19 protein-coding genes are annotated in these 25,537 nt (G+C 72.3%); 14 read left to right on the top strand and 5 right to left on the bottom strand.

Annotated features, from left to right (window positions below):
* The first annotated feature begins 10 nt into the window (after positions 1 to 10).
* From L0P92_RS21410 to paaE, 12 genes are all read left to right on the top strand, one after another.
* On the top strand, positions 11 to 346 hold the full coding sequence (locus L0P92_RS21410) for a hypothetical protein (protein ID WP_234764417.1): 336 nt from the start codon (positions 11 to 13) through the stop codon (positions 344 to 346).
* A complete protein-coding gene (locus L0P92_RS21405; protein ID WP_234764416.1) occupies positions 343 to 735 on the top strand; it encodes a GPW/gp25 family protein in 393 nt (130 codons plus the stop codon). Before L0P92_RS21410 ends, L0P92_RS21405 begins: the two co-directional genes overlap by 4 nt.
* Positions 732 to 3,848, top strand: coding sequence for a putative baseplate assembly protein (locus L0P92_RS21400; RefSeq protein ID WP_234764415.1), 3,117 nt, complete (start codon positions 732 to 734; stop codon positions 3,846 to 3,848). Before L0P92_RS21405 ends, L0P92_RS21400 begins: the two co-directional genes overlap by 4 nt.
* Complete coding sequence (locus L0P92_RS21395) at positions 3,845 to 7,654, top strand: putative baseplate assembly protein (RefSeq protein ID WP_234764414.1); 3,810 nt, start codon at positions 3,845 to 3,847, stop codon at positions 7,652 to 7,654. Before L0P92_RS21400 ends, L0P92_RS21395 begins: the two co-directional genes overlap by 4 nt.
* The gene (locus L0P92_RS21390) at positions 7,654 to 9,840 is read left to right on the top strand and encodes a hypothetical protein (protein ID WP_234764413.1); all 2,187 of its coding nucleotides are present in this window, start codon (positions 7,654 to 7,656) and stop codon (positions 9,838 to 9,840) included. The genes L0P92_RS21395 and L0P92_RS21390 overlap by 1 nt, the downstream gene beginning before the upstream one ends.
* Positions 9,841 to 9,896: 56 nt before the next feature.
* Positions 9,897 to 11,450 carry a DUF6519 domain-containing protein gene (locus tag L0P92_RS21385; RefSeq protein WP_234764412.1) on the top strand — a complete coding sequence of 518 codons (1,554 nt, stop codon included), beginning with the start codon at positions 9,897 to 9,899 and terminating at the stop codon, positions 11,448 to 11,450.
* Positions 11,450 to 12,349: a peptidoglycan-binding protein gene (locus L0P92_RS21380; protein ID WP_234764411.1), complete on the top strand. Its 900-nt coding sequence runs from the start codon at positions 11,450 to 11,452 to the stop codon at positions 12,347 to 12,349. Before L0P92_RS21385 ends, L0P92_RS21380 begins: the two co-directional genes overlap by 1 nt.
* 113 nt (positions 12,350 to 12,462) lie before the next feature.
* Positions 12,463 to 13,449, top strand: coding sequence for a 1,2-phenylacetyl-CoA epoxidase subunit PaaA (paaA, locus tag L0P92_RS21375; RefSeq protein WP_372497293.1), 987 nt, complete (start codon positions 12,463 to 12,465; stop codon positions 13,447 to 13,449).
* Entirely contained in the window at positions 13,446 to 13,748 is a 303-nt protein-coding gene (gene paaB / locus L0P92_RS21370) for a 1,2-phenylacetyl-CoA epoxidase subunit PaaB (protein WP_234764409.1), read from the top strand. Before paaA ends, paaB begins: the two co-directional genes overlap by 4 nt.
* Before the next feature lie 10 nt (positions 13,749 to 13,758).
* Complete coding sequence (paaC, locus tag L0P92_RS21365; RefSeq protein ID WP_234764408.1) at positions 13,759 to 14,586, top strand: 1,2-phenylacetyl-CoA epoxidase subunit PaaC; 828 nt, start codon at positions 13,759 to 13,761, stop codon at positions 14,584 to 14,586.
* Complete coding sequence (paaD, locus tag L0P92_RS21360; RefSeq protein WP_234764407.1) at positions 14,580 to 15,092, top strand: 1,2-phenylacetyl-CoA epoxidase subunit PaaD; 513 nt, start codon at positions 14,580 to 14,582, stop codon at positions 15,090 to 15,092. Before paaC ends, paaD begins: the two co-directional genes overlap by 7 nt.
* Positions 15,093 to 16,208: a 1,2-phenylacetyl-CoA epoxidase subunit PaaE gene (paaE, locus tag L0P92_RS21355; RefSeq protein ID WP_234764406.1), complete on the top strand. Its 1,116-nt coding sequence runs from the start codon at positions 15,093 to 15,095 to the stop codon at positions 16,206 to 16,208.
* 102 nt (positions 16,209 to 16,310) lie between these two features.
* On the opposite strand, the gene L0P92_RS21350 is transcribed toward paaE, so the two are convergent.
* Together L0P92_RS21350 and L0P92_RS21345 are read right to left on the bottom strand one after the other, a co-directional pair.
* The gene (locus L0P92_RS21350) at positions 16,311 to 18,476 is read right to left on the bottom strand and encodes a TerD family protein (protein WP_234764423.1); all 2,166 of its coding nucleotides are present in this window, start codon (positions 18,474 to 18,476) and stop codon (positions 16,311 to 16,313) included.
* Between the two features lie 75 nt (positions 18,477 to 18,551).
* Entirely contained in the window at positions 18,552 to 18,944 is a 393-nt protein-coding gene (locus L0P92_RS21345) for a DUF5997 family protein (protein ID WP_234764405.1), read from the bottom strand.
* A 58-nt stretch (positions 18,945 to 19,002) separates the two neighbouring features.
* On the opposite strand from L0P92_RS21345, the gene L0P92_RS21340 reads away from it, so the two are divergent.
* Entirely contained in the window at positions 19,003 to 19,809 is an 807-nt protein-coding gene (locus L0P92_RS21340; protein ID WP_234764404.1) for a LysR family substrate-binding domain-containing protein, read from the top strand.
* Between the two features lie 12 nt (positions 19,810 to 19,821).
* Here the strand turns inward: L0P92_RS21340 and L0P92_RS21335 are convergent, their stop codons facing one another.
* From L0P92_RS21335 to L0P92_RS21325, 3 genes are all read right to left on the bottom strand, one after another.
* The gene (locus tag L0P92_RS21335) at positions 19,822 to 22,644 is read right to left on the bottom strand and encodes a beta-L-arabinofuranosidase domain-containing protein (protein ID WP_234764403.1); all 2,823 of its coding nucleotides are present in this window, start codon (positions 22,642 to 22,644) and stop codon (positions 19,822 to 19,824) included.
* Between the two features lie 130 nt (positions 22,645 to 22,774).
* Positions 22,775 to 23,461 (bottom strand): HAD family hydrolase, encoded by a 687-nt coding sequence (locus L0P92_RS21330; RefSeq protein WP_234764402.1) that lies wholly within the window; start codon positions 23,459 to 23,461, stop codon positions 22,775 to 22,777.
* 19 nt (positions 23,462 to 23,480) lie between these two features.
* Positions 23,481 to 23,960, bottom strand: coding sequence for an Lrp/AsnC family transcriptional regulator (locus L0P92_RS21325; RefSeq protein ID WP_234764401.1), 480 nt, complete (start codon positions 23,958 to 23,960; stop codon positions 23,481 to 23,483).
* 195 nt (positions 23,961 to 24,155) lie between these two features.
* Between L0P92_RS21325 and L0P92_RS21320 the strand changes: the two genes are divergently transcribed.
* A partial coding sequence (locus tag L0P92_RS21320; protein WP_234764400.1) for an FUSC family protein occupies positions 24,156 to 25,537 on the top strand: 1,382 nt, incomplete at its 3' end.

The raw sequence follows: 25,537 nt of genomic DNA, 5'->3' as shown, positions 1-25,537 counted from the left end.
ACACCAGACAATGTCCGGGACTCTGCTCGACGCGGACGCCGTGATCGGCTGTCCGCACGGTGGCCGCGTCGCGCCCGCCACCACACCCTCCGGCGGCGTACGCCTCACGGGCGCCGCCGTCGCCACAGCCGCGCACAGCTATGTGGTCACCGGCTGCCCGCACACCCTGAACGGCGTGCCCTCGCCGTGCGTGACGGTCCGCTGGACCGCCGCCGGCTCCGGGATCACCGTCGGCGGCGCGCCCGTGCTGCTCGACACCTCCGCGGCCGAATGCTTCAGCGCGGCCTTCGTGCCGCAGGGACCGCCCGTCGTCCAGGCAGCGCAGCGAAAGGTCACCGTCCGATGAGCCGCCGAACCAGCCAACGCCCACGCAGCGACATCGCGTTCCCCTTCCGGGCTGACCGCCGCGGCCGCACGGCGCACGCCAGGCGCGGCGAACACGTCCACGACCTCATCGAGCAGCTGCTGTTCACCAGCCCCGGCGAGCGCGTGATGCGCCCCGACTTCGGCTGCGGACTCCTCGATCTGGTCTTCGCCCCGGCCAGCCCCGAGCTGATCAGCACCCTCGAACTGTCCGTGCAGGCCTCGCTCCAGCGCTGGCTCGGTGATCTCATCGACGTGGAGGCCCTCGACGTGGTCAGCGAGGACAACGTCGTCCGTGTGTACCTGTCGTACGTCATACGCGCCGACGGCGCCCGCCGCGACGACGTCTTCGAAGGGAGGGCCACGGCATGACCGGTACGACCGCCACCTCCCGCCGGGCCAAGGTCCGCGCCGCTCAACTCAACGGGGTCGACGCCGTCGAGGTGAGCGACGACGGCCTGCTGCTCACCGTCACCTTCCTCGGCAAGGCCCCGCACGGCCTCGGCCCCGAGAACGTCCGCATCGACGGTGGCCGCCGGGTCACCGGCATCACCGCCGTGGACGTCAGCGTGGAACGCGAGGATGACCCCGAGCTCGACGACCGGCTCTACGTCACCCTCGACCAGGCCGGCGACACCTCCCGCTACCGGCTCTCCCTCGTCGAGACCGACCCGTACGGACGCCCCGGCACCGAACCCTTCCGCGGCTTCGACCAGCGCTACCACCGCGCCGGCTTCGCCTTCCGGCCGGACTGCCCGACTCCCTTCGACTGCAAGGACGATGAGCCGGAGCAGTCGGACTTCCCCGCCGCGCCCGTCGTCGACTACACGGCCCGCGACTACGACACCATCCGCAAGCTGCTCCTGGACCGGCTCGCGCTCACCACACCCGACTGGGTCGAGCGCAACCCCGCCGACCTGGGCATGACCCTCGTCGAACTGCTCGCGTACACCGGCGACCAGATCAGCTACCAGCAGGACGCCGTCGCCACCGAGGCCTACCTCGACACCGCCCGCCGCCGGGTCTCCGTACGCCGGCACGTGCGGCTCATCGACTACGCGATGCACGACGGGTGTGCGGCACGCGCGTACGTCGCCGTCGAGACCGCCGGTGACCACACGCTCGCGCCCGGCACCTACCGGTTCGCCTCCGTCGACGTCCGCACCCTCGACCCGCACGACCGGCCGGAACCGGGCACCGTCATCGACGAGGCCGACCTCGGCGACCTCGACGAGCGCGGCTCGGTGGAGGTCTTCGAACCGGTCGTCACCGCCGACCCGCTGGAGCTGCGCGTCGCGCACAACGCGATCCGGCTGTGGAGCTGGGGCGGCGAGGTGTGCACCCTGCCGAAGGGCGCCACCTCAGCCACCCTGCGCGACGCCTGGGTCGACGCGGAGACCTGCCGGGACCGCCGGCTCGAGCTGAAGCCCGGCGACGTGCTCGTCCTGGAGGAGGTCAAGGGCCCGCGCACCGGCACCCCCGGCGACGCCGACCCCAGCCACCGCCAGGCCGTCCGACTGACCTCCGTCACCCCGGCCGTGGACCGCATCGAGGACCAGCCGGTCCTCGAGGTCACCTGGGCGGCCGAGGACGCCCTGCGCTTCCCGCTCTGCCTCACCACCCGCGGCGGCCGCGACTGCCTGCCCGTCGAGGACGTCACCCTCGCCCGCGGCAACGTCGTCCTCGTCGACCACGGCCGCACCCTGCACGGACTCCCCGAGACGTTCACCGTCCCGCAGGTCCCCGCCGAGGTCGCCCCCTGCGACCCTCCCGCCTTCGGCTGCCACGACCGCGACGAGGGCAACGCCCCCGCCCGGCTCATCAACGCCCTCACGGACGGTGCCGAGTCAGGCGAGGCTCTGACCTCCGACGACATCCGCGAACTCTTCGAGGTCGTCGGCGAGGCGGCCACCAACCGCGCCGGACTCGGCCTGGAACGGGCCGGCCAGCGCCACGAACGCGTCGTGCCCGGCACCGCGTACGCCCAGGCCACCGCCCTGCGCACGCTGCTCGCCCAGTCCGTCTACCCGGGCATCCAGCCCCGCTTCCGTCCCGTCCTCTCTCGCGCGCCCGTCGCGCAGACGGTGCCGTTCCCCGAGCCGGCCACCGTCGCCGCCGGACAGGCCGAGCGGATCGCCGCGATCCCGGGGCGGGTCCGGCAGCGGCTCGTCGAGCTGTGGCGCAGCGCCCGCGACCGGGACGGCCTCTCCGAGCAGGAGATCGACGAACTCACCGTGCTCTACGGCCTGAGGATCCTGGAGCACATCGAACTCCACCGCCACCCCGTCCGCGCCCTGCGTGAACTCCTGCACCGCAACGACGAGTTGCTCGACGCCAAACTGCGCCGCGTCGAGGTCCTCACGGCACGCGCCCGCGCGGGCACGGTCCTCGACGGGCACATCGCCTGGGAGATCGCGCACAGCTGGGGCCCCGGCTACGCGACCGGACTGCACCCCGAGGAGCCGGTGCTGCGCGGCTCCGCGACCGACGCCCTGGCCCAGGACCCACGGCACGCCCTGCCCGCCGTACGCGTCGACGAGGCCGAGACCACGGTGTGGGAGCCGCGCCGCGACCTGCTCGACAGCGGCCCCCGCGACCGGCACTTCGTCGGCGAACTGGAGGACGACGGCCGGCTCGCCCTGCGCTTCGGCGACGGACGCCACGGCGCCAAGCCGACCCCCGGATCCCGCCTCGCCCTGCACTACCGCCTGGGCGGCGGCACGGCCGGCAACGTCGGCGCGGAGGCCATCAACCACCTCGTCGTCCAGGCCGACTGCGAGCCGCCGCCCGCCGCCGTGGTCCGTAACCCGCTCCCGGCCGTCGGCGGCACCGCACCCGAACCCGTCGAGCAGGTACGCCAGTTGGCCCCGCTCGACCTGCGCCGCACCCGGCTGCGCGCGGTCACCGCCGACGACTACGCGGCCCTCGCCACCGCCCTCCCCGGCGTCCAGCGGGCGGCGGCGGAGCTGCGCTGGACCGGCAGCGTCCAGGAGGCGCACGTCGCGATCGACGCGTACGGCACCGGCGCCCCGTCGGCCAGGCTGCTGGCCTCGGTCGCCCAGTCCCTGGAGTCGTACCGGCGTATCGGCCACGACCTCGTGGTCGGCGCCGCGCGACTCGTCCCGCTGGACGTCGCGCTGACCGTGTGCGCCGAGCCGGGCCACCAGCACGGGCAGATCCTGGCCGAGCTGTACCGCGTCCTGGGCAGCGGCCGCCTCTCCGGCGGCCGCCTCGGCTTCTTCCACCCGGACGCGCTGACCTTCGGCGAACCGGTCCGGCTCAGCCGGCTCGTCGCCGTCGCGGCAGCCGTGCCCGGCGTGGAGAGCGTCCAGGTCACCCGGCTGCAAAGGCTGTTCGAACCGGACCGAGGAGAGAAGGAGGACGGCGTGCTGCGGCTCGGCCCGCTGGAGATCGCCACCTGCGACAACGACCCGGACCGGCCGGAGAACGGCCGGCTGGCGATTTCCCTGGGAGGTGCCCGATGAGCGAGACCACGACGACCGAGGGCACGATCACCGACGACTGCGGCTGCGGCGGCGCCTGCCGCGGCGGCCACGACGAGCGCCTCGCCCCGGCCCCCGTGCACAACCCGCCCGGCCGCACCGCCCTCGACTACCGGGTCGGCGAGTACGGCTCCTTCCGCGCCGCACTCCTCGACCGCCTCGCCTCACCCGCGTACCCGGCGCTGGCCGGACTGACCGTACGCACCCCGGACGACCCGGCGATCGGTCTCCTCGACGCCACCGCCGTCCTCGGCGACCTGCTCACCTTCCACTCCGAGCGCATCGCCGACGAGGCCTACATCCGTACGGCCAACGAGCACCGCTCCCTGGTCCTGCTCGGCCGGCTCGTCGGCCACCGCCCGCGCCCCGGAGTCGCCGCCGCCACGCATCTGGCGTACACGCTGGAACGCGACCCGCGCGCGGAGGCGCTGCCGGTCACCATCCCGCGCGGCGCCCGCAGCCACAGCGTGCCTGCCTCCGCCGACGAGCAGTCCCACACCTTCGAGACGAGCCGGGATCTGACGGCTCGCTGGGACTGGAACGAGTTGAAGGTACGGCGTCGGCGGCCCTCCCTCGTCACCCCCGCGGACCTTGAGCGTCGCTCGGAGCTCTTCGTCGTGGGCACGGCGAACTCGCTCCAGACCGGGGATCAGCTGCTCTTCGTCTTCGGTGAACAGGCCGGTGGCGAGCGGAAGTTGCTGCCGGTCGCGAAGGCGCGGGTCGATCGGGAGGACGAGATCACGGCGATCTCGTTGCCGAAGTCCGCGCCGCCGACGTTGAAGGAGCTGGTCGACGAGGTGCGGCGGTGGACGGCCGCGCCGGCTGCTCCGGGGGAGCCGGGGGACGAGCCTCCGACTCCCGAGGTCCCGAATCCGCGGCCGGTCAGTCGGCTGATCGAGGACTTCGAGGACCAGGTGCTCGCGCCGCTGCGGGACGATCTGGACGGCATCAAGAGTCCTGAGCGGCTTGCGGCTCGGCTTGCGGAGCCGGTCGCGCGTCTTGGTGAGGCTCAGGTGTTGGCCGAGGCGTATGAGGACGTCGCCGGGTGGTTCGAGCAGTTGGAGGCGGTGCTGGCAGAACTCGCCGAGCGGGCATTGGAGTTGGCACCGGCGCAGAGTGATTCGTCTGCCGCGCCGCGGGGGCTTGTCGCGCAGTTCCCCGCGCCCCTAAAAGAAAGCGGCGATGCGCGTGCCGCTGCTCTTGAGGCGCTCGGCGCTGTGCTTCCCGGCCTACGTGCCTCCGCGCCTGCCCCGCGTGGTGGTGCCGGGCGGCAGCTTCCGGGCAGTGACACCGCCCGGCTGCTTTCCGCCCTGAATCCGGGACTCGGCACCCTCTACCCGGCCTGGCGGACGGCCGCCGCCCCCGGCACCCCCCAGCTGCTCCGCGAGCTCCTCGCCATGCGCGTCACCGCCGCCCCCTTCGGTGCGACCGCCCCGCTCAAGCCGGTCCAGGACGACCGCGGCCGGGTCATCCGCACCGCCGACTGGCCGCTCACCGGGGCCGTGCTGGCGAGCATGCGGGTCGTGTACGACACCTCGGGCCGGACCCCGGTGCGGGCCGAGTTCCAGTACGTCGAGGGCAGCAGCTCCGACCAGCGGGCCGAGAACCTGAACGCCGCCCAGCCGGTGACCTTCCCGCTCGGCACGGGCCAGGTCGAGCTGTCGGTGCGCTCCAGCCAGGACCGCGACCTCAACTGGCTCAACCGCCGCCCCACCGACTCCCAGGAGCCCGGCGTCACGGCCCGTCTGCTCCCGGGTCTGCCCGAGCGCACGCTCTTCGTGTCCCGGCCGGACGACGAGGGCCTGGTGCACGTCGGCGTCCACAACGGCACGTCCCAGCAGATCGCCCTGCGGCCGAACGCGAGCGAACAGTTCACCCACGGCGAGTACGAGGTGAGCCTCAAGTACACGGTGGGCACCACCGAGCCCAACGTGGAGGTGGTGATCGCCAGCAAGCCCGAGCCGCTCAACCGCCGTGTCCTCCAGCTGGACACGGTCCACGCCGGCATCACGGTGGGCAGCTGGGTCGCGGTCCAGCGCCCCGCGAAGGGCGCCCAGGGCGGCATTCCCGGCGACGACAAGCTCGACTTCGTCACCACCCAGGTCGTCGCGGCCCGTACGGCGGCGTACTCCAACTACGGCATCACCGGGCGCGGCACCGAACTCACCCTCGCCGACCCGTGGCTGGACGAGTTCGACGTCCTGCTCTCGCACATCCGGGACACCACCGTGCACGCGGCCGGTGAGCCGCTGCGCCTGGCCGACGAACCGCTCGGCGAGGACGTCCACGGCAACGAGATCGAACTCGACCAGCTGTACGACGGGCTGCGCGCCGGCCGGACCCTCGTCGTCACCGGCGAGCGCAGCGACATCCCCGGCACCGCGGGCGTGCGGGCCACCGAGGTCGTCACCGTCGCCGCCGCCGACGCGGCCGTCGACCCGCAGCTGCCCGGCGACCACGTCCACACCAGGCTCACCCTGACCGCCGACCTCGCCCACCGCTACCGGCGCGAGACGGTCAGGATCCTCGGCAACGTCGTCGAGGCCACCCACGGCGAGAGCCGCGAGGAGGCCATCGGCAGCGGGGACTCGGACCGCGTGAACCAGACGTTCGCGCTCTGGCAGTCCCCGCTGACGTGGCTCGCCGACGACAACCCCCTCGGCGCCACACCGGTGCTGGAGGTCCGGGTCGACGGTGTCCGGTGGCACGAGGTCGACAGCCTCGCCGGACGCGGCCCCGGCGAGCGCGTCTACATCACCGGATCCACCGCGGACGGCCGTACGACGGTGACCTTCGGCGACGGCGTCAACGGCGCCCGGCTGCCGTCCGGCCACGAGAACATCCGCGCCCGCTACCGCTTCGGCACTGGCAAGGCCGCCAACGTCGCCGCCGACCGAATCACCCAGCCCCTCACCCGGCCGCTCGGCGTCACCCAGGTGACCAACCCGCGCCCGGCGAAGGGCGGCGCCGACGCGGACGGCCCCGGCCTGACCCGCCGTACGATCCCACTCGCCGTCTCCGCGCTCGACCGGCTGGTCTCCGCGTCCGACTACGAGGACTTCGCCCGCTCCCGCGCCGGCATCGGCCGGGCGGCCGCGCGTGAACTCTTCGACGGGCGGCGGCGCGTGCTGCACGTGACCGTCGCGGGCACCGACGACGTGCCGATCGACGGCGACTCGGACACGCTGAAGGCCCTGCGCGGCGCGCTGACCGAGTACGGGGACCTCAACCTCCCGGTCCGGGTCGACGTGCGTGAACTGGTCCTGCTGCTCGTCGCGGCCAGGGTGAAGGTGGCCGAGGACCACGCCTGGGAGATCGTCGAACCCCGACTGCGCCAGGCACTGCTCACCCGACTCGGTTACGAGGGACGGGAGTTGGGTCGTGCGGCCAGGCTCTCGGATGTCCTGGCCACCGCCCACTCCGTACCCGGCGTCGACTACGTGGACGTCGACGTCTTCACCGGCGTCCCCGCCTCCGCGACACCCGAGGAACTCACCGGGATCCTCACCGACCCCGGCCCGCCCAGGGCGTCGGTCCCGGCGCACGAGGCGACGTACGACGAGAAGATCCACACGGTGCGCGCCGCGGACGGCGAGACGCTGTCCGAGATCTGCGCCAGGTACGGCGTCCCGCTCGCCGAACTCCTGCGCCTCAACCCCGACATCACCGACACCCGGCGCCTGGCCAAGGGCCGTTCGGTGTTCGTCTTCCGCGGTATCCGCCCGGCCCAGCTCGCGCTGCTGTCGCCGAGGGCCGCGGACACCCTGATTCTGACGGAGGTCAAGTGATGTCCCCGGACGTGGAGTTGGAGGCGGCGTCCCCGGTGACGTCCGCCAGGGAACCCGACGGACTCGCCGCCCTGCTGCCCCGCTGGCACCTGCTGCGCGACTCCGAGGAGGGCGAGCAGCTGCGCGCGCTGCTCGCGGTGATCGCCGAGCAGCTCGACCGGGTCCGCGACGGAGTCCAGCAGGGCTACGAGGACCTGTTCGTGGAGACGGCCGCGCCCTGGGTGCTGCCGTACCTCGGCGACCTGGTCGGCTATCGCACCCTGCCCGGCTACGAGCGGGTCCTCACCACCGGCCTGCACGACGGTGGCCGCGCCGCCCTCGCCGAGGCCGTCGCCCCGCGCGCCGACGTCGCCGCCACCGTCGCCAACCGCCGCCGCAAGGGCACCCTCCACCTCCTGGAGGAACTCTCCGACCAGGTCACCGGCTGGCCCGCCCGCGCCGTCGAACTGTCCCGGCAGGTCTCCCACACCCAGCCCGTGAAGCTGTACGGCGACACGGGCGTCCACCGCAGCACACGTGGCCGGCTCGTCGACCTGCGCGACAACTCCGCCCTCGACCTCGCGGGCGGCCCCTTCGGCGCGACGGCGCGTACGGTCGACGTACGCCGCGCCAACTCCAGTCGCAGTCAGGGTGGTTGGAGCCCGGCGGGAGTCGCGCTGTTCGTCTGGCGGCTGAAGGCGCACTCGCTCACCCAGTCCCCGGCGTACTGCATCGACCGCGCCCGCAACCTCTACACCTTCTCGATCCTCGGCAACGACACCCCGCTGGTCACCAAGCCCTTCCCGGAGCCGTCGCCCACACACATCGCGACCATCGACAACGTCCCGGCGTTCGTCACCCGCCGCCAGCTCCACGACCGGCTCGCCGACTACTACGGCCCCGGCAAGAGCCTCGTCATCCGGCGCGACGGCGAGGACCAGCCCGTACCGCCGTCGGACATCGTCGTCGCCGACCTGTCGGACTGGCGCTACCGGCCCAAGCGCGGCCAGGTCGCCGTCGACCCGGAACTGGGGCGGATCGCGTTCGGGTCGCGGTCGGCGCCCCGGCAGGGCGTCTGGGTGGACTACCACCACGCGTCCGCCGCGGACATGGGCGGCGGCGAGTACGACCGGCACGACCGCGAGCCGCGTCCGGACGCGGAGGTCTACCGGGTCGGCCCCGGACAGCCGTACCGCCAGATCATGGACGCCTACCGGGCCTGGCAGCACGACCGCCGCGCCGACCGGACCGGCCCCGCCGGCATCATCGAGATCACCCACAGCGGCGCCTACCAGGAGCAGCTGGACTTCGACCTCGACCCCGGCGACCGCCTCGAAGTGCGGGCCGCCGAGGGCACCCGGCCGGTGATACGCCTGCTCGACTGGTACAGCAACCGCCCCGACGCCCTCAACATCCGCGCCGTGTCCGAGGACTGCGCCCCGCACGAGCGTCCGCGGATCGTCCTCGACGGACTGCTGGTCGCCGGACGCGGCATCAACGTCACCGGCCCCATGGGCGCGGTCGTCGTACGGCACTCCACGCTGGTGCCCGGCTGGTCGCTGGAGCCCGAGTGCGATCCGCACTCCCCGGAGGAACCCAGCATCGTCCTGGAACGCACCACCGCTTGCCTCCAGATCGAGCACAGCATCCTCGGCACCATCGAGGTCATCGGCGACGAGGTGAGCGAGGAGCCGATCGACATCCACCTGCGCGACAGCGTCCTCGACGCCACCGCCAGCGACCGCGAGGCCCTGTCCGCGCCGGACTGCCGCCACGCCCACGCGGTGCTGCATCTGCACCGCACCACGGTGATCGGCGAGGTGCACACCCACGCCGTGAAGATCGCCGAGAACTCGATCTTCACCGGCCGGCTGCACGTGGCCCGGCGCGGCATCGGCTGCCTGCGGTACTCCTACGTCCCGGCCGGGTCGCGCACCCCGCGCCGGTACCGCTGCCAGCCCGACCTGGCCGGACCCGAACAGGCCGGTCGCGTACGGCCGTTGTTCACCTCCCAACGCTACGGAACGCCCTGGTACGGGCTGCTCGCCGACCGGTGTGCCGAGGAGATCCGGCGCGGCGCGGACGACGGCGCCGAGATGGGCGCCTTCCACGACCTGTACCGGCCGCAGCGCGAGGACGGCCTCAGGGCACGGCTCGCGGAGTACGCGCCGGCGGGCACGGACGCCGGGATCTTCTTCGTCACATGAGCCGCAGCCACCGACTTCGCGAACCCGCACTTCACTGAACCAGGGGGACCCCCTTCATGCACGCTGACCTCTCCCGCCTCACGTTCCGCCCGGAACGGCACTACTCGGCGGTCGTCGCCCAGCAGGGACGTGTTCAGCTCGACGCCGACATCAACGAGCAGACCGCGATCCAGCTCCACCAGGCCCGCACCCTCGCCGCCGACCTGATCGGCCGGCACGGCGGACCGCGTGACGCCGCGGGCTTCAAGATCGACTACGTGGGCGGCAAGCACGACATCGACACGCTGCACATCCGCGGCGGCCGCTACTACGTCGACGGCATCCTCCTCGACGCGACCCGCCCGGCGCCCGGCGTGCCCGTGCCGGACGACGACGCCGAGGAGCAGGAGCAGGACACCGCCGCCCCGCCCGCGTACTGGACCTACTGGGACCAGCCCGACGGCTTCCGCGACCCGGAGAAGCCCGGTGACCGGCTGCCCTCGCCCGCCACGTCGCCTTTCGTGGTCTACCTGAACGTCTGGGAGCGCGCCGTATCGGCAGCCGAGGACCCGGCGCTGCGCGAGGTCGCCCTCGGCGCCGCGATGCCCGACACGGCCGCCCGCGTGAAGGTCGTCTGGCAGGTGCTGCCGCTGTCGCTGGCCGCGCTGGACATCGAGGAGACCGACCCGTCCAAGGAGGTCGTCCGCGCCGCGTTCGACAAGTGGGCGCAGAAGCAGGCCGCACCCACCGCCCGCCTGGCCGCCCGCAGCGAGCGCCCCGACCACGCCGACGAGGACCCCTGCCTGGTCAAGCCGGACGCCCGCTACCGGGGCCCGGAGAACCAGCTGTACCGCGTCGAGGTGCACACGGGCGGCGAGGCCGAGGACGCCACTTTCAAGTGGTCCCGCGAGAACGGCTCCGTGGTCTTCCCGGTCGACGAACTCGACGGCACCTGGGTGCAGTTGGCGTCCCTCGGCCACGACGACAAGCTGGACCTGGACGTCGGCGACCACGTGGAGGTCGTCGACACCGCGTACGCCTCCCGTCTTGTGCCCCTGCCCCTGCTCCGGGTCGAGGAGCTGGACCTGCCGGGCCGCCGCGTCCGCCTCAGCGCCGAGCCCGACCAGTCCGTCGGCCGGCTGCCCCACCTCAACCCCTTCCTGCGCCGCTGGGACCACCACGGCGGACCGAAGCGCAAGGGCCGTACGACCGCTCTGAAGGGCGGCGCGATTCCCGTCGCGGAGGGGGAGTGGCTGCCACTGGAGGACGGCGTCGAGGTGTACTTCACGAAGGGCGCCACGTACCGCACGGGCGACCACTGGATCATCCCCGCCCGCACCGCGACCGGCCGCGTGGAGTGGCCCACGGACGCCGCGCGGCGCCCGCTGCTCCAGGGCCCCTCCGGCATCGTCCGCGCCTTCGCGCCGCTGGCCCTGGTCAAGGGCGAGGGCGGCACCGTCGATCTGCGTCTCGCCTTCAACCCGCTGGCCAGCAGCATCCCGGCGGCCGACGAGGCGACGCTGGCGGCGGAGGAGCAGGCGCGTCGTGAGGAGCAGTTGGCGGAGGACCCGTCCGGCGGGAGGTCGCAGACCACGGCGGATGCGGAGGCGGCGGCGGAAGGAGACGAGTGATGGCCAAGCCCCTGAGTGCGTCCAAGATGGTGGAGATCCTCCGCGCGGAAGGTCTCACGGTCCACGAGGTGCGCAGCTGGCGCACCCACAACCGCAACAGCAAGGGCGCCTGGGGCCCGGTGAACGGCGTGATGATCCACCACACCGTCACCAAGGGCACCCAGGCCTCGGTGAACATCTGCTACAACGGCTACTCTGGTCTGCCGGGCCCGCTGTGCCACGGCGTCATCGACAAGAAGGGCGAGATCCACCTCGTCGGCAACGGCCGCGCCAACCACGCCGGACTCGGCGACAGCGACGTCCTGCGCGCGGTGATCAACGAGTCGAAGCTGCCGCACGACAACGAGGCCGACACCGACGGCAACGCCCGCTTCTACGGCTTCGAGTGCATCAACCTCGGCGACGGGAAGGACCCCTGGCCCGAGGAGCAGAAGGAGGCCATCGAGAAGGTCTCCGCCGCGATCTGCCGGCACCACGGCTGGAGCGAGCGCTCGGTCATCGGCCACAAGGAGTGGCAGCCGGGCAAGACGGACCCGCGCGGCTTCACGATGGACGGGATGCGCAAGCGCATAGCGCAGCGGCTGAAGGGCGGCGGCGGTGGCGGCGGCGACGCCACCCCCGATCCGAAGCCCGCGCCCAAGCCGAAGTACGTGCCGTTCCCCGGCAGCGGCTTCTTCCACATCGGCCAGAAGTCGCCGATCGTCACGGCCATGGGCCGCCGGCTGGTCGCCGAGGGGTGCGGCCGCTACGAGGAGGGCCCGAGCCCGGAGTGGACCGAGGCCGACCGCCGCTCCTACGCAGCCTGGCAGCAGAAGCTCGGCTTCAAGGGCAAGGACGCGGACGGCATCCCCGGCAAGGTCAGCTGGGACAGGCTGAAGGTGCCCGACGGGGGGAAGTGAACGGTTCTTCCCGGAGCCGCTCCGGATACCCGGCTGGGGTATCCGGAGCGGCTCCGACTTGTGTGACGGGTCTTGCCCGGCACCCGAAAACAAGTCACACTGGTACCGAACGAATGGTCGGTTGGGAAGCCGGAAGTCGGAAGCTGGTATCGATGACGGAGCAGCTGCAGGAGCACTTCGACGCGACGATCGCGCGCGACCAGCGGATCGAGCCGCGGGACTGGATGCCGGACGGCTACCGCAAGACGCTGATCCGTCAGATCGCGCAGCACGCCCACTCGGAGATCATCGGCATGCAGCCCGAGGGGGAGTGGATCACCAGGGCGCCCTCCCTGCGGCGCAAGGCGATCCTCTTCGCGAAGGTCCAGGACGAGGCCGGGCACGGGCTCTACCTGTACTCGGCGGCGGAGACCCTGGGCACCGACCGCGCGGAGCTCACGGACCGGCTGATCGAGGGCCGCCAGAAGTACTCGTCGATCTTCAACTACCCGACCGTGAGCTTCGCCGACGTCGGTGTGATCGGCTGGTTCGTGGACGGCGCGGCGATCTGCAACCAGGTACCGCTGTGCCGCAGCTCCTACGGGCCGTACGCGCGCGCGATGGTGCGGATCTGCAAGGAGGAGTCCTTCCATCAGAGGCAGGGCTACGAGCTGCTGATGACGATGATGCGCGGCACCGAGGCCCAGCGCGAGATGGTGCAGGACGCGGTGAACCGCTGGTGGTGGCCGTCGCTGATGATGTTCGGCCCGCCCGACGACTCCTCACCCAACTCCGCGCAGTCGATGGCCTGGAAGATCAAGCGGCACAGCAACGACGAACTGCGGCAGCGTTTCGTCGACATGACCGTCCCGCAGGCCGAGAAGCTCGGTGTCACCCTGCCCGACCCGGAGCTGCGCTGGAACGCCGAGCGCGGTCACCACGACTTCGGCACCCCCGACTGGGCCGAGCTGATGCGGGTCATCAAGGGCGACGGACCGTGCAACGCCCAGCGGATGCAGCGGCGCAGAAGCGCCCACGAAGAGGGCGCCTGGGTGCGGGAGGCGGCCACCGCCCACGCGGCCAAGCAGGCCGCCCGCGCGGAGAAGGGAGCGGTGGCATGAGCGACCACGGGACCACCAAGGCCGACTGGCCGCTGTACGAGGTGTTCGTGCGCGGCAAGCGCGGACTCAACCACGTCCACGTCGGCTCGCTGCACGCCGCCGACGACCGGATGGCGCTCACCCACGCCCGCGACCTGTACACGCGCCGCAACGAAGGCGTCAGCATCTGGGTCGTGCGCTCCGAACACATCGCCGCCTCCACCCGCGACGAGAAGGACCCGTTCTTCGCGCCCAGCGCCGACAAGGTCTACCGCCACCCGACGTTCTACGACATCCCCGACGACGTCCCGCACATCTGAAGGAGAGGGCATGAGTGACGACCACGTCTACATGACCCTCGCCGAGGGACACGAGGACGACGCCCGCTGGGCCTACGGCACCGGCTTCGAGGACCCGCTGCACGGCGTGGACACCACCGTGCCCGAGGGCGTCGACGCCGGTGAACTGGCCGCCGTCTGCGTCGCGTTGGCCGACGACGCCCTGGTCTCGGCCCAGCGCCTCGCCGAGTGGATCACCCGCGCCCCCGAGTTGGAGGAGGAGGTCGCGCTGGCCAACATCGGCCTCGACCTCCTCGGCCAGGCCCGCCTGCTCTACTCCCGCGCAGGACAGGCCGACGGCACCGGCCGCGACGAGGACGCCTACGCCTACTTCCGCGACGCCGGCGACTTCCGCAACGTACGTCTGGCCGAAGTGCCGTGCGGCGACTTCGCGTTCTCGATCGTGCGGCTCCTGCTCCTCTCCAGCTGGCGCCTCGCCCACTTCGAGCGACTGGCGTCCCACCCGGACCCCGTGCTGGCGGCCATCGCCTCGAAGGGCGTCAAGGAGCTGGCCTACCACCGGCAGTACGCGGCGGAGTGGACGGTACGCCTCGGCGACGGCACGGAGGAGTCCCACCGCCGGACCCGCAAGGCCCTGGAGCAAGTGGCGCCCTACCTGGGCGAGTTGTTCACCGCCTTCGACGTACGCGACGAGGTCGTCGCCGTCCTGCGCCAGGTCACCCGGGCCGCCGGACTGCCCATGCCGGTGTACCGGCCGCTGCCCGGATCCGGCCGCGACGGCGAGCACACCGAGCATCTCGCCCCGCTGCTCGCCGAGTTGCAGGGCGTGGCCCGGGCCCACCCGGAGGCGACATGGTGACCACCCTCCTCGACGCCCGGCGCGCCCGGCACATCGCCGAGCAGGTGCCGGACCCCGAGCTGCCCATGCTCACCCTGGCCGACCTCGGCGTACTCCGGGACGTCGAACTGACCGAGGACGGCACGGTGGTCGCGAGCCTGACGCCGACCTACTCGGGCTGCCCCGCGATGGCCGAGATGCGTGCGGACGTCGCGGCCCGCCTGCGTGCCGCCGGGTACGCGCGCGTGGAGATCCGCACGGTCCTCGACCCGCCGTGGACCAGCGACTGGATCACCCCGGCGGGCCGCCGCAAGCTCACCGAGCACGGCATCGCCCCGCCCGGCCCCGCCGCACCGCACGGCGGCCCCGTCCCGCTCGTCCTGTCCCCCACCCGGCACACGGTCACCTGCCCGCGCTGCGGCTCGGCGAACACCGAGGAGACCTCCCGCTTCGCCGCCACGTCCTGCAAGTCCCTGTGGCGCTGCCGCGCCTGCCGCGAGCCGTTCGAGTACGTCAAGGAGATCTGAATGGAAGGCCTGAGGGAAGTACAGACGGCCGCGCCGGTGCGCCCGCGCGCCCGCCGCCGTCCGGCCTTCCACCGCCTGCGCGTCGCCGCCGTCGAGCCCCTGTGCGCGGACGCGGTCGCCGTCGGCTTCGACATCCCGGCCGAACTCGCGGAGGAGTTCGCGTTCGAGCCCGGCCAATCGCTGACGCTGCGGCGCGAGATCGACGGACGGGACGAGCGCCGGTCGTACTCGATCTGCTCGCCGGTGGGTTCCGGTCCGCGCATCGGCGTACGGGTCGTGCCGGGAGGCCTGTTCTCGTCGTGGCTCGTCGACGAGGTACGCCCCGGCGACACCGTCGAGGTGATGGCCCCCACCGGCGCCTTCACCCCCGACCTCACCACCGCCGGCCACCATGTGCTGATCGCGGCCGGCTCGGGCATCACGCCCATGATGTCCATCGCCGAGTCCGTCCTGGCCGCCGACCCCCGCTCGACCGTCACGCTCTTCTACGGCAACCGCCGCACCGACACCGTGATGTTCGCCGACGAGCTCGCGGACCTGAAGGACCTCTACCCGACCCGGTTCCAGCTCGCTCACGTGCTCTCCCGCGAGCCGCGCGAGGCCGAGGTGCTCTCCGGCCGGATCGACGCCGACCGGCTCGCGACGCTCATCGAGGCGCTGGTCGACGTGTCGACCGCCGACCACTGGTGGCTGTGCGGTCCGCACGGCATGGTCCGGGACGCGCAGGGCGTGCTGGAGGGGCTCGGCGTTCCGGTGGAGCGGGTGCACCAGGAGCTGTTCTTCGCCGACGACGAGCCCGTGAGGGAGGTGCGTCACGAGGAGGCCGGCCCGCAGGGACCCGTCAGCCAGGTCACCGTCACCCTCGACGGCCGCTCCACCTCCGCCGCCCTGCCGAGGGAGCGGACCATCCTCGACGGCGCCCAGCGGACCCGCCCCGACCTGCCGTTCGCCTGCAAGGGCGGCGTCTGCGGCACCTGCCGTGCCCTGGTCACCGACGGCAAGGCGGACATGCGCCGCAACTTCGCCCTGGAACCGGCCGAGGTCGACGCGGGCTATGTGCTGACCTGCCAGTCGTACCCGGTCTCCGAGACGCTGACGGTCGACTACGACAGCTGAGCCGACGAGAAGAGTGGGTGGCGAGGAGAGCGAGAGGACTATTTCAAGAAGGATTTGAGAAGGAAGTCCCCTTCATGGCCTCGCCACAGCCGACTCTAACAGTCACGCGGGGATCAGGTCGCGCAGATTTTCGGGTACGACGATCCGCGACTCGGGGTGCAGCCCGTCGGGCCGCTGAAGGCCGATGTAGGTGACGGGACCTTCCGGGACCGTCTCGCCGTCCCACACGGTCGTCGTGGTGGCGTCCATCAGGCCCGTCAGATAGCGCACGGTCAACTGCTCCCGCTCCACGATCCCGCGCAGCAGCGTCGCCACCGACACCTGGTTGGCCTCGACGCGGTTGGCCGCCGGAGTCCCCCGCAGGTACAGGTGCAGCCACTTGGCCTGCCACCGGCCGTCCGGACCGCGCCGGAACGCCAGCGGCAGCGCGACCCGGCCAGGCCCGCGCAGCCCGGACTTCATGCGCACCGTGCGCGGCTCGAACGGCCGGCCCCGCTGCTCCGCCTCCCGCAGCATGAACCCGAAGAACGACTCTTCGGCCTCCTCGAAGCCCTCCCCGGAGAAGATGTTGACCTGCGGGACGATGAACTCGCCGCGCACGGCGCCCAGGCGCAGGTCGATGAACTCCGAGGCTCCGTCGGGCGCTTCGGTGATGTCACCGGAGTGCTCGCCCTCCAGGTCCTTGAGGTTGGTGTACGCCAGCCAGCAGCGCGTCGAGTAGTCGGCGTTCAGCATCAGCGCCGACAGGTCGAAGTCGGTGCGGCGGGCGGCCTGCTTCCAGTACACGAAGAAGCGCAGCAGCTCGCCCTCCACCGGCGACACCGAGCCACGCGGCAGCACACCGAGCCCGGCCGGTGCCGCACGTCCGCTCAGCGGCAGCGCGACATCCAGCACGTCCGGGTCGACCAGCAGATGGCCCGGCGCCGGCAGCCGGCGCCGCAGCTCCGCGTCCACGACCGCGACCAGACGCTCGCGCTCGGGCGGCAGTACGGGCGGACGCTCGTCCTCGGTGACCCAGGCACGGCCGAGACGGTTCACGAACACACGGGTCTCGCCGGTGTCCTGCGCGCGGTTGGCGAGGTGTTCGCGAACGGACAGCAGGACCCGGCCTGAGACCTCCGCCACGACCTCCTCGGCGGCGGTCGCGACCGCGTCCCGCTCCTCCTGGTCGAGGGCCATCCGCAGCAGCCGGTCCAGGGAGCGGAACAGCTTTCCGGGCGCGGACCTCAGGAGCTTCACGGCGCCGGTGACGTCGTGCATGCCGAGCAGCTCCTCCACCTGGCTGTCGAGGGACCGCACCCGCTTCTCACCGCGGGCGACCGCGAACACGTCGGCGGCGTGCGGCCACTGCGGGTACTCGTGCGGGTGCAGCCGCTCGCCGAGCCGCTTGAAGTCCTCGCGGTGGGCGTGGACGTCCGCGAGCTTGGCCGGCGCCGCCGCGACCACCGCGTCGAGCCCCGCCAGCAGAGCCCGGCGCACCGGCCGGGACAGCCCCCGCAGCCGCGTCGGCTGCACCAGCGTCACGTCACCGCCCGACACGGCGCAGGCCAGCCGCAGCACATCGGTCACCGTGTCCAGCAGCAGCGTCGCACCGGCCCGCAGCCGGGACCAGTTGATCACGGCACGGTTCTCCCGCACCGGGATCACCTCGGGCTGCGGCCCGTCCACGCACATCGCGGCGAGCGCACCGAGCTCGGCCAGCGCCTCCGTGCCGAGCGGCGTGCTGCTGCCCGCCAACGCCAGGTACAGGGCGGTGACCTCGGTCTCCGCATCGGCGCCGAGGTGCAGGACCGTGACACGGTCACCCGCCGCGGCGATCAGCTCCTCGTGGTGGCCGAGCATCTCGGCGTACGTGTGCTGGTAGCGGCCGTACGACGGCAGGGTGAGCAGATCGACGACACCCTCGCTCAGCTGCTCGAGGACGTGGGGGCGCGCCGCCTCGTCGCCGAGGGCGTCGGCTATGCACCGCATCCAGAAGTCGTACGTGTCCGGCACATTGGCCGGGAAGTCGACGAAGTACACGTTGTGCCGCACATGGTCGCCGACCATCTCGCGCACGGTGTCCAGCGTCCGTACGGCGGTGTCGACCACCGTGCCCTCGGACAGCCCCGACAGCCGCGCCAGCAGCTCCGCGGAGAGCTTGAAGCCCACGGACATCAGCGCGGCGTCGAACTGCCGCGCCGCGACGGCGCCTTCGCCGGCGGGTCCCGTGGGGGAGGGGAGGCGGTGGGTGTGCCGGATGACCAGGGGTTCGAGACGGTGGACCATTCCGGGATGGTCCCAGAGCGGGGCGATCGGGCGCATGCGGATTTCCGCGCCCCGCCCGCGGCGGCGACAGGAAGGTCAGGAGCCCTCTGCCGCGCGGTCCGCGTCGCGCTGCCTGAGGCGGGCCGTCTCCTTGCGGACCTCGGCCTGGGTGGCGCGCTCCTTCTGCAGCCACTCGGGCTGCTCCTGCTTCAGGGCCTCGATCTGCTCGGTGGTGAGGGCTTCCGTGACACCGCCACGGGCCAGCCCGGCGATGGAGACGCCCAGCTTCTGGGCGACGACCGGACGGGGGTGCGGGCCGTCGCGTCGCAGGTCGCGCAGCCACTGCGGCGGGTCGGCCTGGAGCGCGTTCAGCTCCGCGCGCGTGACCACGCCCTCCCGGAACTCGGCGGGGGTGGCTTCGAGGTACACACCCAGCTTCTTCGCCGCGGTCGCGGGCTTCATGCTCTGGGTGTTTTGGTGCGACGTCATGCTCCCCAGGGTATCGACTGAGTGAACCGCCGCCGACCACGGCCGGTAACCTGGCCAGGTGACAGGCTCGGAAGCACCCCCCTCGTTCAGACTCGCGTACGTCCCGGGAGTGACCCCCTCGAAGTGGGTGCGGGTCTGGAACGAGCGCTTCCCGGACGTCCCCCTCACCCTGCACTCGGTGACCGCCGCCGAGGCCCCGGACGTGCTCCGCGACGGCGCCGCCGACGCCGGTCTGGTACGGCTGCCGGTCGACCGTACGGTCTTCAGCGCGATCCCCCTCTACACCGAGGCCACGGTCGTCGTCGTCCCCAAGGACCACGTCATCGCCGCGGTCGACGAGGTGAGCGCCGAGGACCTCGCCGACGAGGTCGTCTTCCACCCCCTCGACGACGTCCTCGGCTGGGAGCGGCCGCCGGGGCAGCCGGCCTTCGAGCGCCCCGCCACCACCGCGGACGCCGTCGAGCTCGTCGCGGCCAACGTCGGCCTGCTCGTCGTACCCCAGTCGCTGGCCCGTCTCCACCACCGCAAGGACCTCACCTACCGGACGCTGCTGGACGCCCCCCAGTCGAGCATCGCCCTGTCCTGGCCGGAGGAGGCGACCACCGACCTGGTCGAGGACTTCATCGGCGTGGTCCGCGGCCGCACGCCGAACAGCACCCGGGGCCGTACGACGTCCCAGGCCCCGGCCGCCCGGCAGCAGCCCGGGCGCAAGCAGCCCGAAGGCGGCCGCGGCTCGGGCAAGCAAGCCGGAGCCGGTGGCCGGAGCCACCGTGGCGGCTCCGGTGGCTCGGGCGGGACCAAGGGCACGAAGGGAACGAAGAGCTCCAAGGGCGTCAAGCGAGGCAAGCCCCGCCGTCGCTCGTAGGTGACGGCTGCCTCAGCGGGCGTACGTCGCGTGCTCCGCCGTACGGACGACCGTCTGGCCGTCGGCCCGGCTCAGCCGCCCTGCGGCCACCCACGCGTTCACGGTGGACCGCACCCGCGTGACCAGCGCGCCCTTGCTGCTGAAGGGCGCCCCGGCCCAGATCTCGTCCAGCAGCGTGGTGCCGTCGGACTTCGCGGGGTTGGCGACGCCCGAGTCGGAGTTGCCGAAGATCACTCGGGGTTCGGAGCGCTTGAAGTAGACGTGGGTCGGGTCCTCGGTGCCCTCGAAGAACGGGGCGAACTCGGTACCGGCGAGGGTGTGGTGCAGCGGCTTTCCGCTCACTGGGGTGAGTGAGGGCAGCAGGTCGCCGGAGAGGCCGGCGTTGCGGTACAGGCCCAGCTGGAGATGGCTGGTGGCGGAGTTGCGGCCGACGAGGTTGACCGGGCCGTAGAACAGGGTCTGCAGCGAGGGATCGTCGAGCGCCTTCTCCACGCGCAGCCGGAACGGCATGGAGATCCGCACGGTGTCCCCACCGCGCCACGTCCGTGACACGGTGAAGTAGCTGCCCGGGGTCGGAGTCCCGCTCACCGCTCTGCCGTTGACCGTCACCCGGAACCCGGCGGTCGCCCACGCCGGCACCCGCAGCCGCAGGGCGAAGGCCGCGCTGCCGCCGCCGACGGTGAGCGTGGTGCCCTGCTCGCGCGGGAAGGCGGTCGTCTGAGTGACCGTCACTCCCTTCTCGGCCCAGGTCAGTTGGGACGGGCTGTACAGGTTGACGTACAGCGCGCCGCCGTCGGCGGCCTTGAAGTACACCGAGTCCTGGTACTTGGTGGCGCTCTCCATGCCGGTGCCCTCGCAGCAGGTCGTGCCCTGCTTGGGCGTGTAGTCGCGCACATGGCCAGGCGTGAGCCCGATGAAGTACGTGACCAGCGGCTTCTCGGCGTCCGCCTTGTCCTGCTTGGAGCCGAGGACCTGGTTGTAGAGGGCCCGCTCGTAGTAGTCCATGTACTTCGGCCGCTGCTCGTGGAAGAACAGCGTCCGGCTCAGCTTCAGCATGTTGTACGCACAGCACGTCTCGGCGGTCGTGTCGCTGATGGTGCCGGCGATCACGTCCCGCGCCTTCCAGAACTCGCCGGTGCTGGTCCCGCCGATGCCGTACATGCGGTGCGGCACGACCATGCCCCAGAAGTTGCGGGCGGCGTCGAGATAGCGCTGCTCACCGGTGGCGTCGTACAGCCGCAGGTACCCGGTGAAGATCGGTATGTGCTGGTTGGCGTGCAGGCCGTCGAGGATGTCGGTGTTCGCGGCGGCGTTGTCGATGAGCCGGTCGAGGTCGAACAGCCTGGCCAGCGCGAGGTGTTCGGCCTTGCCGGTGATCGCGTGCAGATCGCAGATCGCCTCCACGATGCCGCCGAACTCGCCGCTGGAGAACAGCCCCCACATCCGCTGCAGGGTCGCTTCCGGCAGCTTCGACAGCCGCGCGTACATCCAGTCGCACATCCCGGACGCGAGATCGAGGGCCCGGGCGTCCTCCGTGGTGAGATAGGCGTCCAGCACCCCTCGCAGGATCTTGTGCGCGGTGTAGTACGGCGCCCAGACCTTGGTGTAGTCGCTGGTGGTCCTCGACTCCAGGTCGATGAACTGCGTCTCCGGGTATGCCGCGAGGAACCCGGGGTGGCTGGGCCCGCCCCAGGTGCGGAGCAGGGTCGCGGTCAGACCGCGGCCGGAGGCGTCGGCGAAGGTGCCGCCCGAGGTCTCGTCGAAGGCGTACGACGCGAGGTCGCCGCGTCCGGCGGAGGCGTCGGCGGCCCGGCGGCTCTGGAGGTCGCTGACCTCGGCGGCGGTCAGGGCGCGCGACCAGACGTTGAACTCGTCGTAGGCGCCCGCGAAGACGGGGTCGGTGTCGAAGTTGGAGCGGCCGAGCCAGTTGTGGGCGAGGGTGCCGAGGGCGGCCGGGGTGAGGGTCATCGCCGTGTTGCGGCCCACGGCGGTGCCGTTGACGTAGAGCGTGCCGGTGCCGTCCGCGATCGTGACCGCGAGGTGGCTCCACTGGTCCAGGGGCAGCGCGGCGGTGCCGTCGATGCCCTGCTCGCCGCCCGGGCCGTTGGTCGTGACGGCGAAGCGCGGGATGCCGGAGGCGTTGCGGGCGGCCAGGTACATGTACCGGGTGTTGTCGTTCCCGAAGTCGAAGACCCGCGCCCAGTTGCCGGCGTGGGTGGGCTTCACCCAGGCGGACAGGGTGATCGCGGAGGCGCCCCCGAGGACGGCGGCGGGCAGGTCGACGTACTGGTACGACCCACGGACGTTCTCGGCGGCGGTCCCGAACCTCCCGCCGACGCTCAGCACGGCCGGGTCCTCGCGCAGCGCCGCCCGTACCTCGGTCAGCGCGCCGACCATGGTGCGGATCCTGTCGACGAAGACCTGCTCGCCGGTGCCGGCGTAGGCCTGGGACAGCATGGTCAGGAAGTGCCCGGTGTAGTGCCCGCGCAGGTTTCCGTTCGCCTCTCCGTCCAGTCCCTCCCAGCCACCGGGTGCCACCGCGCCGCCGGTGGAGAGCCCGGCGTTGGCGCGGAAGACCTGGAGCAGCCGGTCGACGTCGTAGCCGCGGGCGTGGTCGAGCATCAACTGTCGCTTGTCGGCGAAGAGACCGGGCCTGAGGGCCACGTCATCCAGGGCGAAGGGCTGGACGCTCCAGCCGGCGGGGACGGCGGTCACGGCCTGTGCCTCCTGAACTGCGGCCGAGGCCCGGCCGGTCGCCGGGTAACCGATCGCGGGAGTGGCCGCGGCGAGGGCTGCGGCCTGGAGAAGGGATCGTCTGGAGAGGGGCGGTGCCATGGTGCTCCTCCGCGTGGGGGTCGGATCGAAATATCCGAAATATCGAACGGCGTACGGATGATCGACCAGACGATAAGGAGGGGACGGGTGGGGGTCAACGGGTCCGGAGGGAATTCGTCCGGGCAGGGCGCTACTTCGCCCCGCGCAGCCAGTCGTACACGGCCCGCGCCGTGAACTCCGCCTGCCCGCCTCGCACCAGCAGCCCCGCCGTCGCGAACTCCGGCGCGTCCGCCTGGCCGGTCACGTACGGGATCGCGACGCACCGCATGCCGGCCGCGTGCGCCGCGGCGGCGCCCGGTGCCGCGTCCTCCAGGACCACGCAGTCGCCGGGGGCGACGCCCAGGCGGCGGGCCGCCTCCAGGAAGACGTCGGGAGCGGGCTTGCCGCGCTCGACCTCGTCGGCCGAGACGACGGTACGCAGATGGGCGTCCAGGCCCGTGCCGGACAGGATCGCCGTGATGGCCTCCAGGGACGAACCGGAGGCCACGGCCATCGCGACGCCCTCGGTCGCCAGCAGCTCCACGAACTTGCGCATCTCGGGAAAGACGCGGGTGGCGGTGCGGGCGAGGTCCAGATAGCGGCGGTTCTTGGCGGCGAGCAGTTCGTCGACGGAGGCCCGAAGGCCGTACTCCCGCTTCCAGAGCGTGACCGTCTCCAGGGTGCTGATGCCGACGTACCGCTCGTGGTCCGACCAGGTGAAGTCGGGGATCCCGTGCTCGGCGAGGAGCTGTCGGCCCGCCTCGTAGTAGTTGGGCTCGCTGTCCACGAGGGTTCCGTCGAGATCGAAGATGACCGAAGTGTTCCCGAGACCGCTCATGGCCCCAGGATGTCAAAGGTCATTTACGGGCCGCCGACCGCCCGATCGACTCCACCAGCGGCAGCAGCCGGTGCGGCACGCGCTCGCGCAGAGCCACCTCGGTGCGGGTGCGGACCACGCCGGGCAGGCTGATCAGCTTCTGGATCACGTCCTCCAGGTGGGCGTTGTCACGGGCCACCACCCGGGTCAGCAGGTCCCCGCCGCCCGTGATCGAGAAGGCCTCGACGATCTCCGGCACCGCGGCCAGCTCGTCGCCCACGTCGTCGAGATGACCCTGGGTGACCTCGATGTGCACGAACGCCAGCACCGGATGGCCCAGGGCCGCGGGGGACAGCGTCGGCCCCGTGCCGGTGATCACGCCGTCCCGCTCCAGTCGGTCCAGCCGGGCCTGGAGCGTGCCGCGGGCGACGCCCAGGGTGCGGGCGTACTCGCGCACGCTGGTGCGGGGCTGTTCCAGCAGCAACCGCAGGATGCGGGTGTCGAGCTCGTCGACGGACATGGTCTGACTGCCTCTCCGCGTGGATGGTCCGTTGGCTCGCTGATGGACGTCAGAGGACCGATATGTCTGTGCCAATGGCTCAGTGTATCGAGTGTGACTTGAGCCAGTCTCCTCCGTGATGCTGCAATGGAGCGGTCGATGGCGCTGCGGACCTCCGCGGCGCCTTTTTCATGCCGGTTCGGAGGGGCGACAACAGTGCTGAAGAGGGTGTTCCTGGCGCCGGACCCGGGGCGGGCGCGGCTGCGCTTCGCCGTGCGGGCCGTCCTCGGCATCGGGCTCGCGGTCGTCGTCTGCGGACTGGCCGGACACTCCCTCGTCGGTACCGTCACCGGCGGGCTCGCCGCGCTGCTCGCCCTGTTCACCGTCACCGACGCCACCGTCCGCGGACAGGCGGTCACCACCGCGCTGCTGCCGCTCGTCGGCCTCCCCGTCCTCGCGGCGGCGGCCGAGCTGCACGACCACCCGGTCGCCCGCGACCTCACCTTCCTCGCCGTCGTCGGCGCCGGCGTGTACGCCCGCCGCTGGGGGCCACGCGGGCACAGCCTCGGCGTGTTCGCGTTCATGACCTTCTTCGTGGCGCAGTTCCTGCACGCGACCCCGGGCCGGCTGCCCGAGCTCTACGCCGCCGTACTGCTGTCCCTGCTCACGGCCGCCGCCGTCCGCTTCGGCCTCTGGTGCTACGAGCGCCGCCTGCCCCCGGCACCCGTACCCGCACCGCCGGGCGGCACCGGACTGGCCCGCGTGACCACACGCCAGGCGATCCAGGCCACCGCCGGCGCCGGCTTCGCCCTCGTCGTGGGCCAGCTGGTGTCCGGGCAGCGCTGGTACTGGGCCGTCGGCGCCACCTGGTGGATCTTCGTCAACACCACCTCGCGCGGCGAGACCCTGGTCCGCGGCTTCCGCCGGGTCCTCGGCACGGTCATCGGCATCGGCCTCGGCCTGCTCGTCGCCGTCCCGCTGCACGGCGCGCCGGTCCCCACGGCCGCGCTCCTCGCCCTCTGCGTCTTCGGCATCTTCTACACGGCCGCCGTGTCGTACACCTGGATGATGCTCAGCGTCACGGTGCTCGCCGAGCTCCTCTACGGCCTCCTGGGCGTCCTCGACCCCGCCCTGCTGGCGCTGCGGCTGGCCGAGACCGGCGTCGGCGCGGTCGGCGCCGTGCTGGCCGTGCTGTTCGTCCTGCCCGTCACCACCCACACCGTCACCGACGCCTGGATCCAGCGCGCCCTGCGCTGCGTCCACGCGGCCACCGCCGAGGCCGCCGCCCGTCTCGCCGGCGACGAGACCGCCGACCCGGCCGCCCGGGTGGCCGAACTGGAACAGCTGCTCGGCCGCGTACGGCTCGCCGTCGCCCCGCTCGTGCACCCCCTGCACCCGATGTCGGCCCGCAAACGCCGTGCCCGCCACGTCCTGTCGCTCCTCGACGACTGCGCCCGTGAGATCCGCGGCCTCGTCGCCGTCGCCGCCGACCCCGTGGCCTCCCACGACGCCCGCCTGGCCGCCGCCTGCTGGCGCGTCGAGGCGGCGGTCGAATCCCTCACTCACGGCACGGCCATCCCCGCCCCCACGGCCCACCC

It is taken from the genome of Streptomyces muensis, from assembly GCF_021474425.1.
GTDB classification, from domain to species: domain Bacteria; phylum Actinomycetota; class Actinomycetes; order Streptomycetales; family Streptomycetaceae; genus Streptomyces; species Streptomyces muensis.
This window is presented reverse-complemented; position numbering and strand designations above follow the sequence as displayed.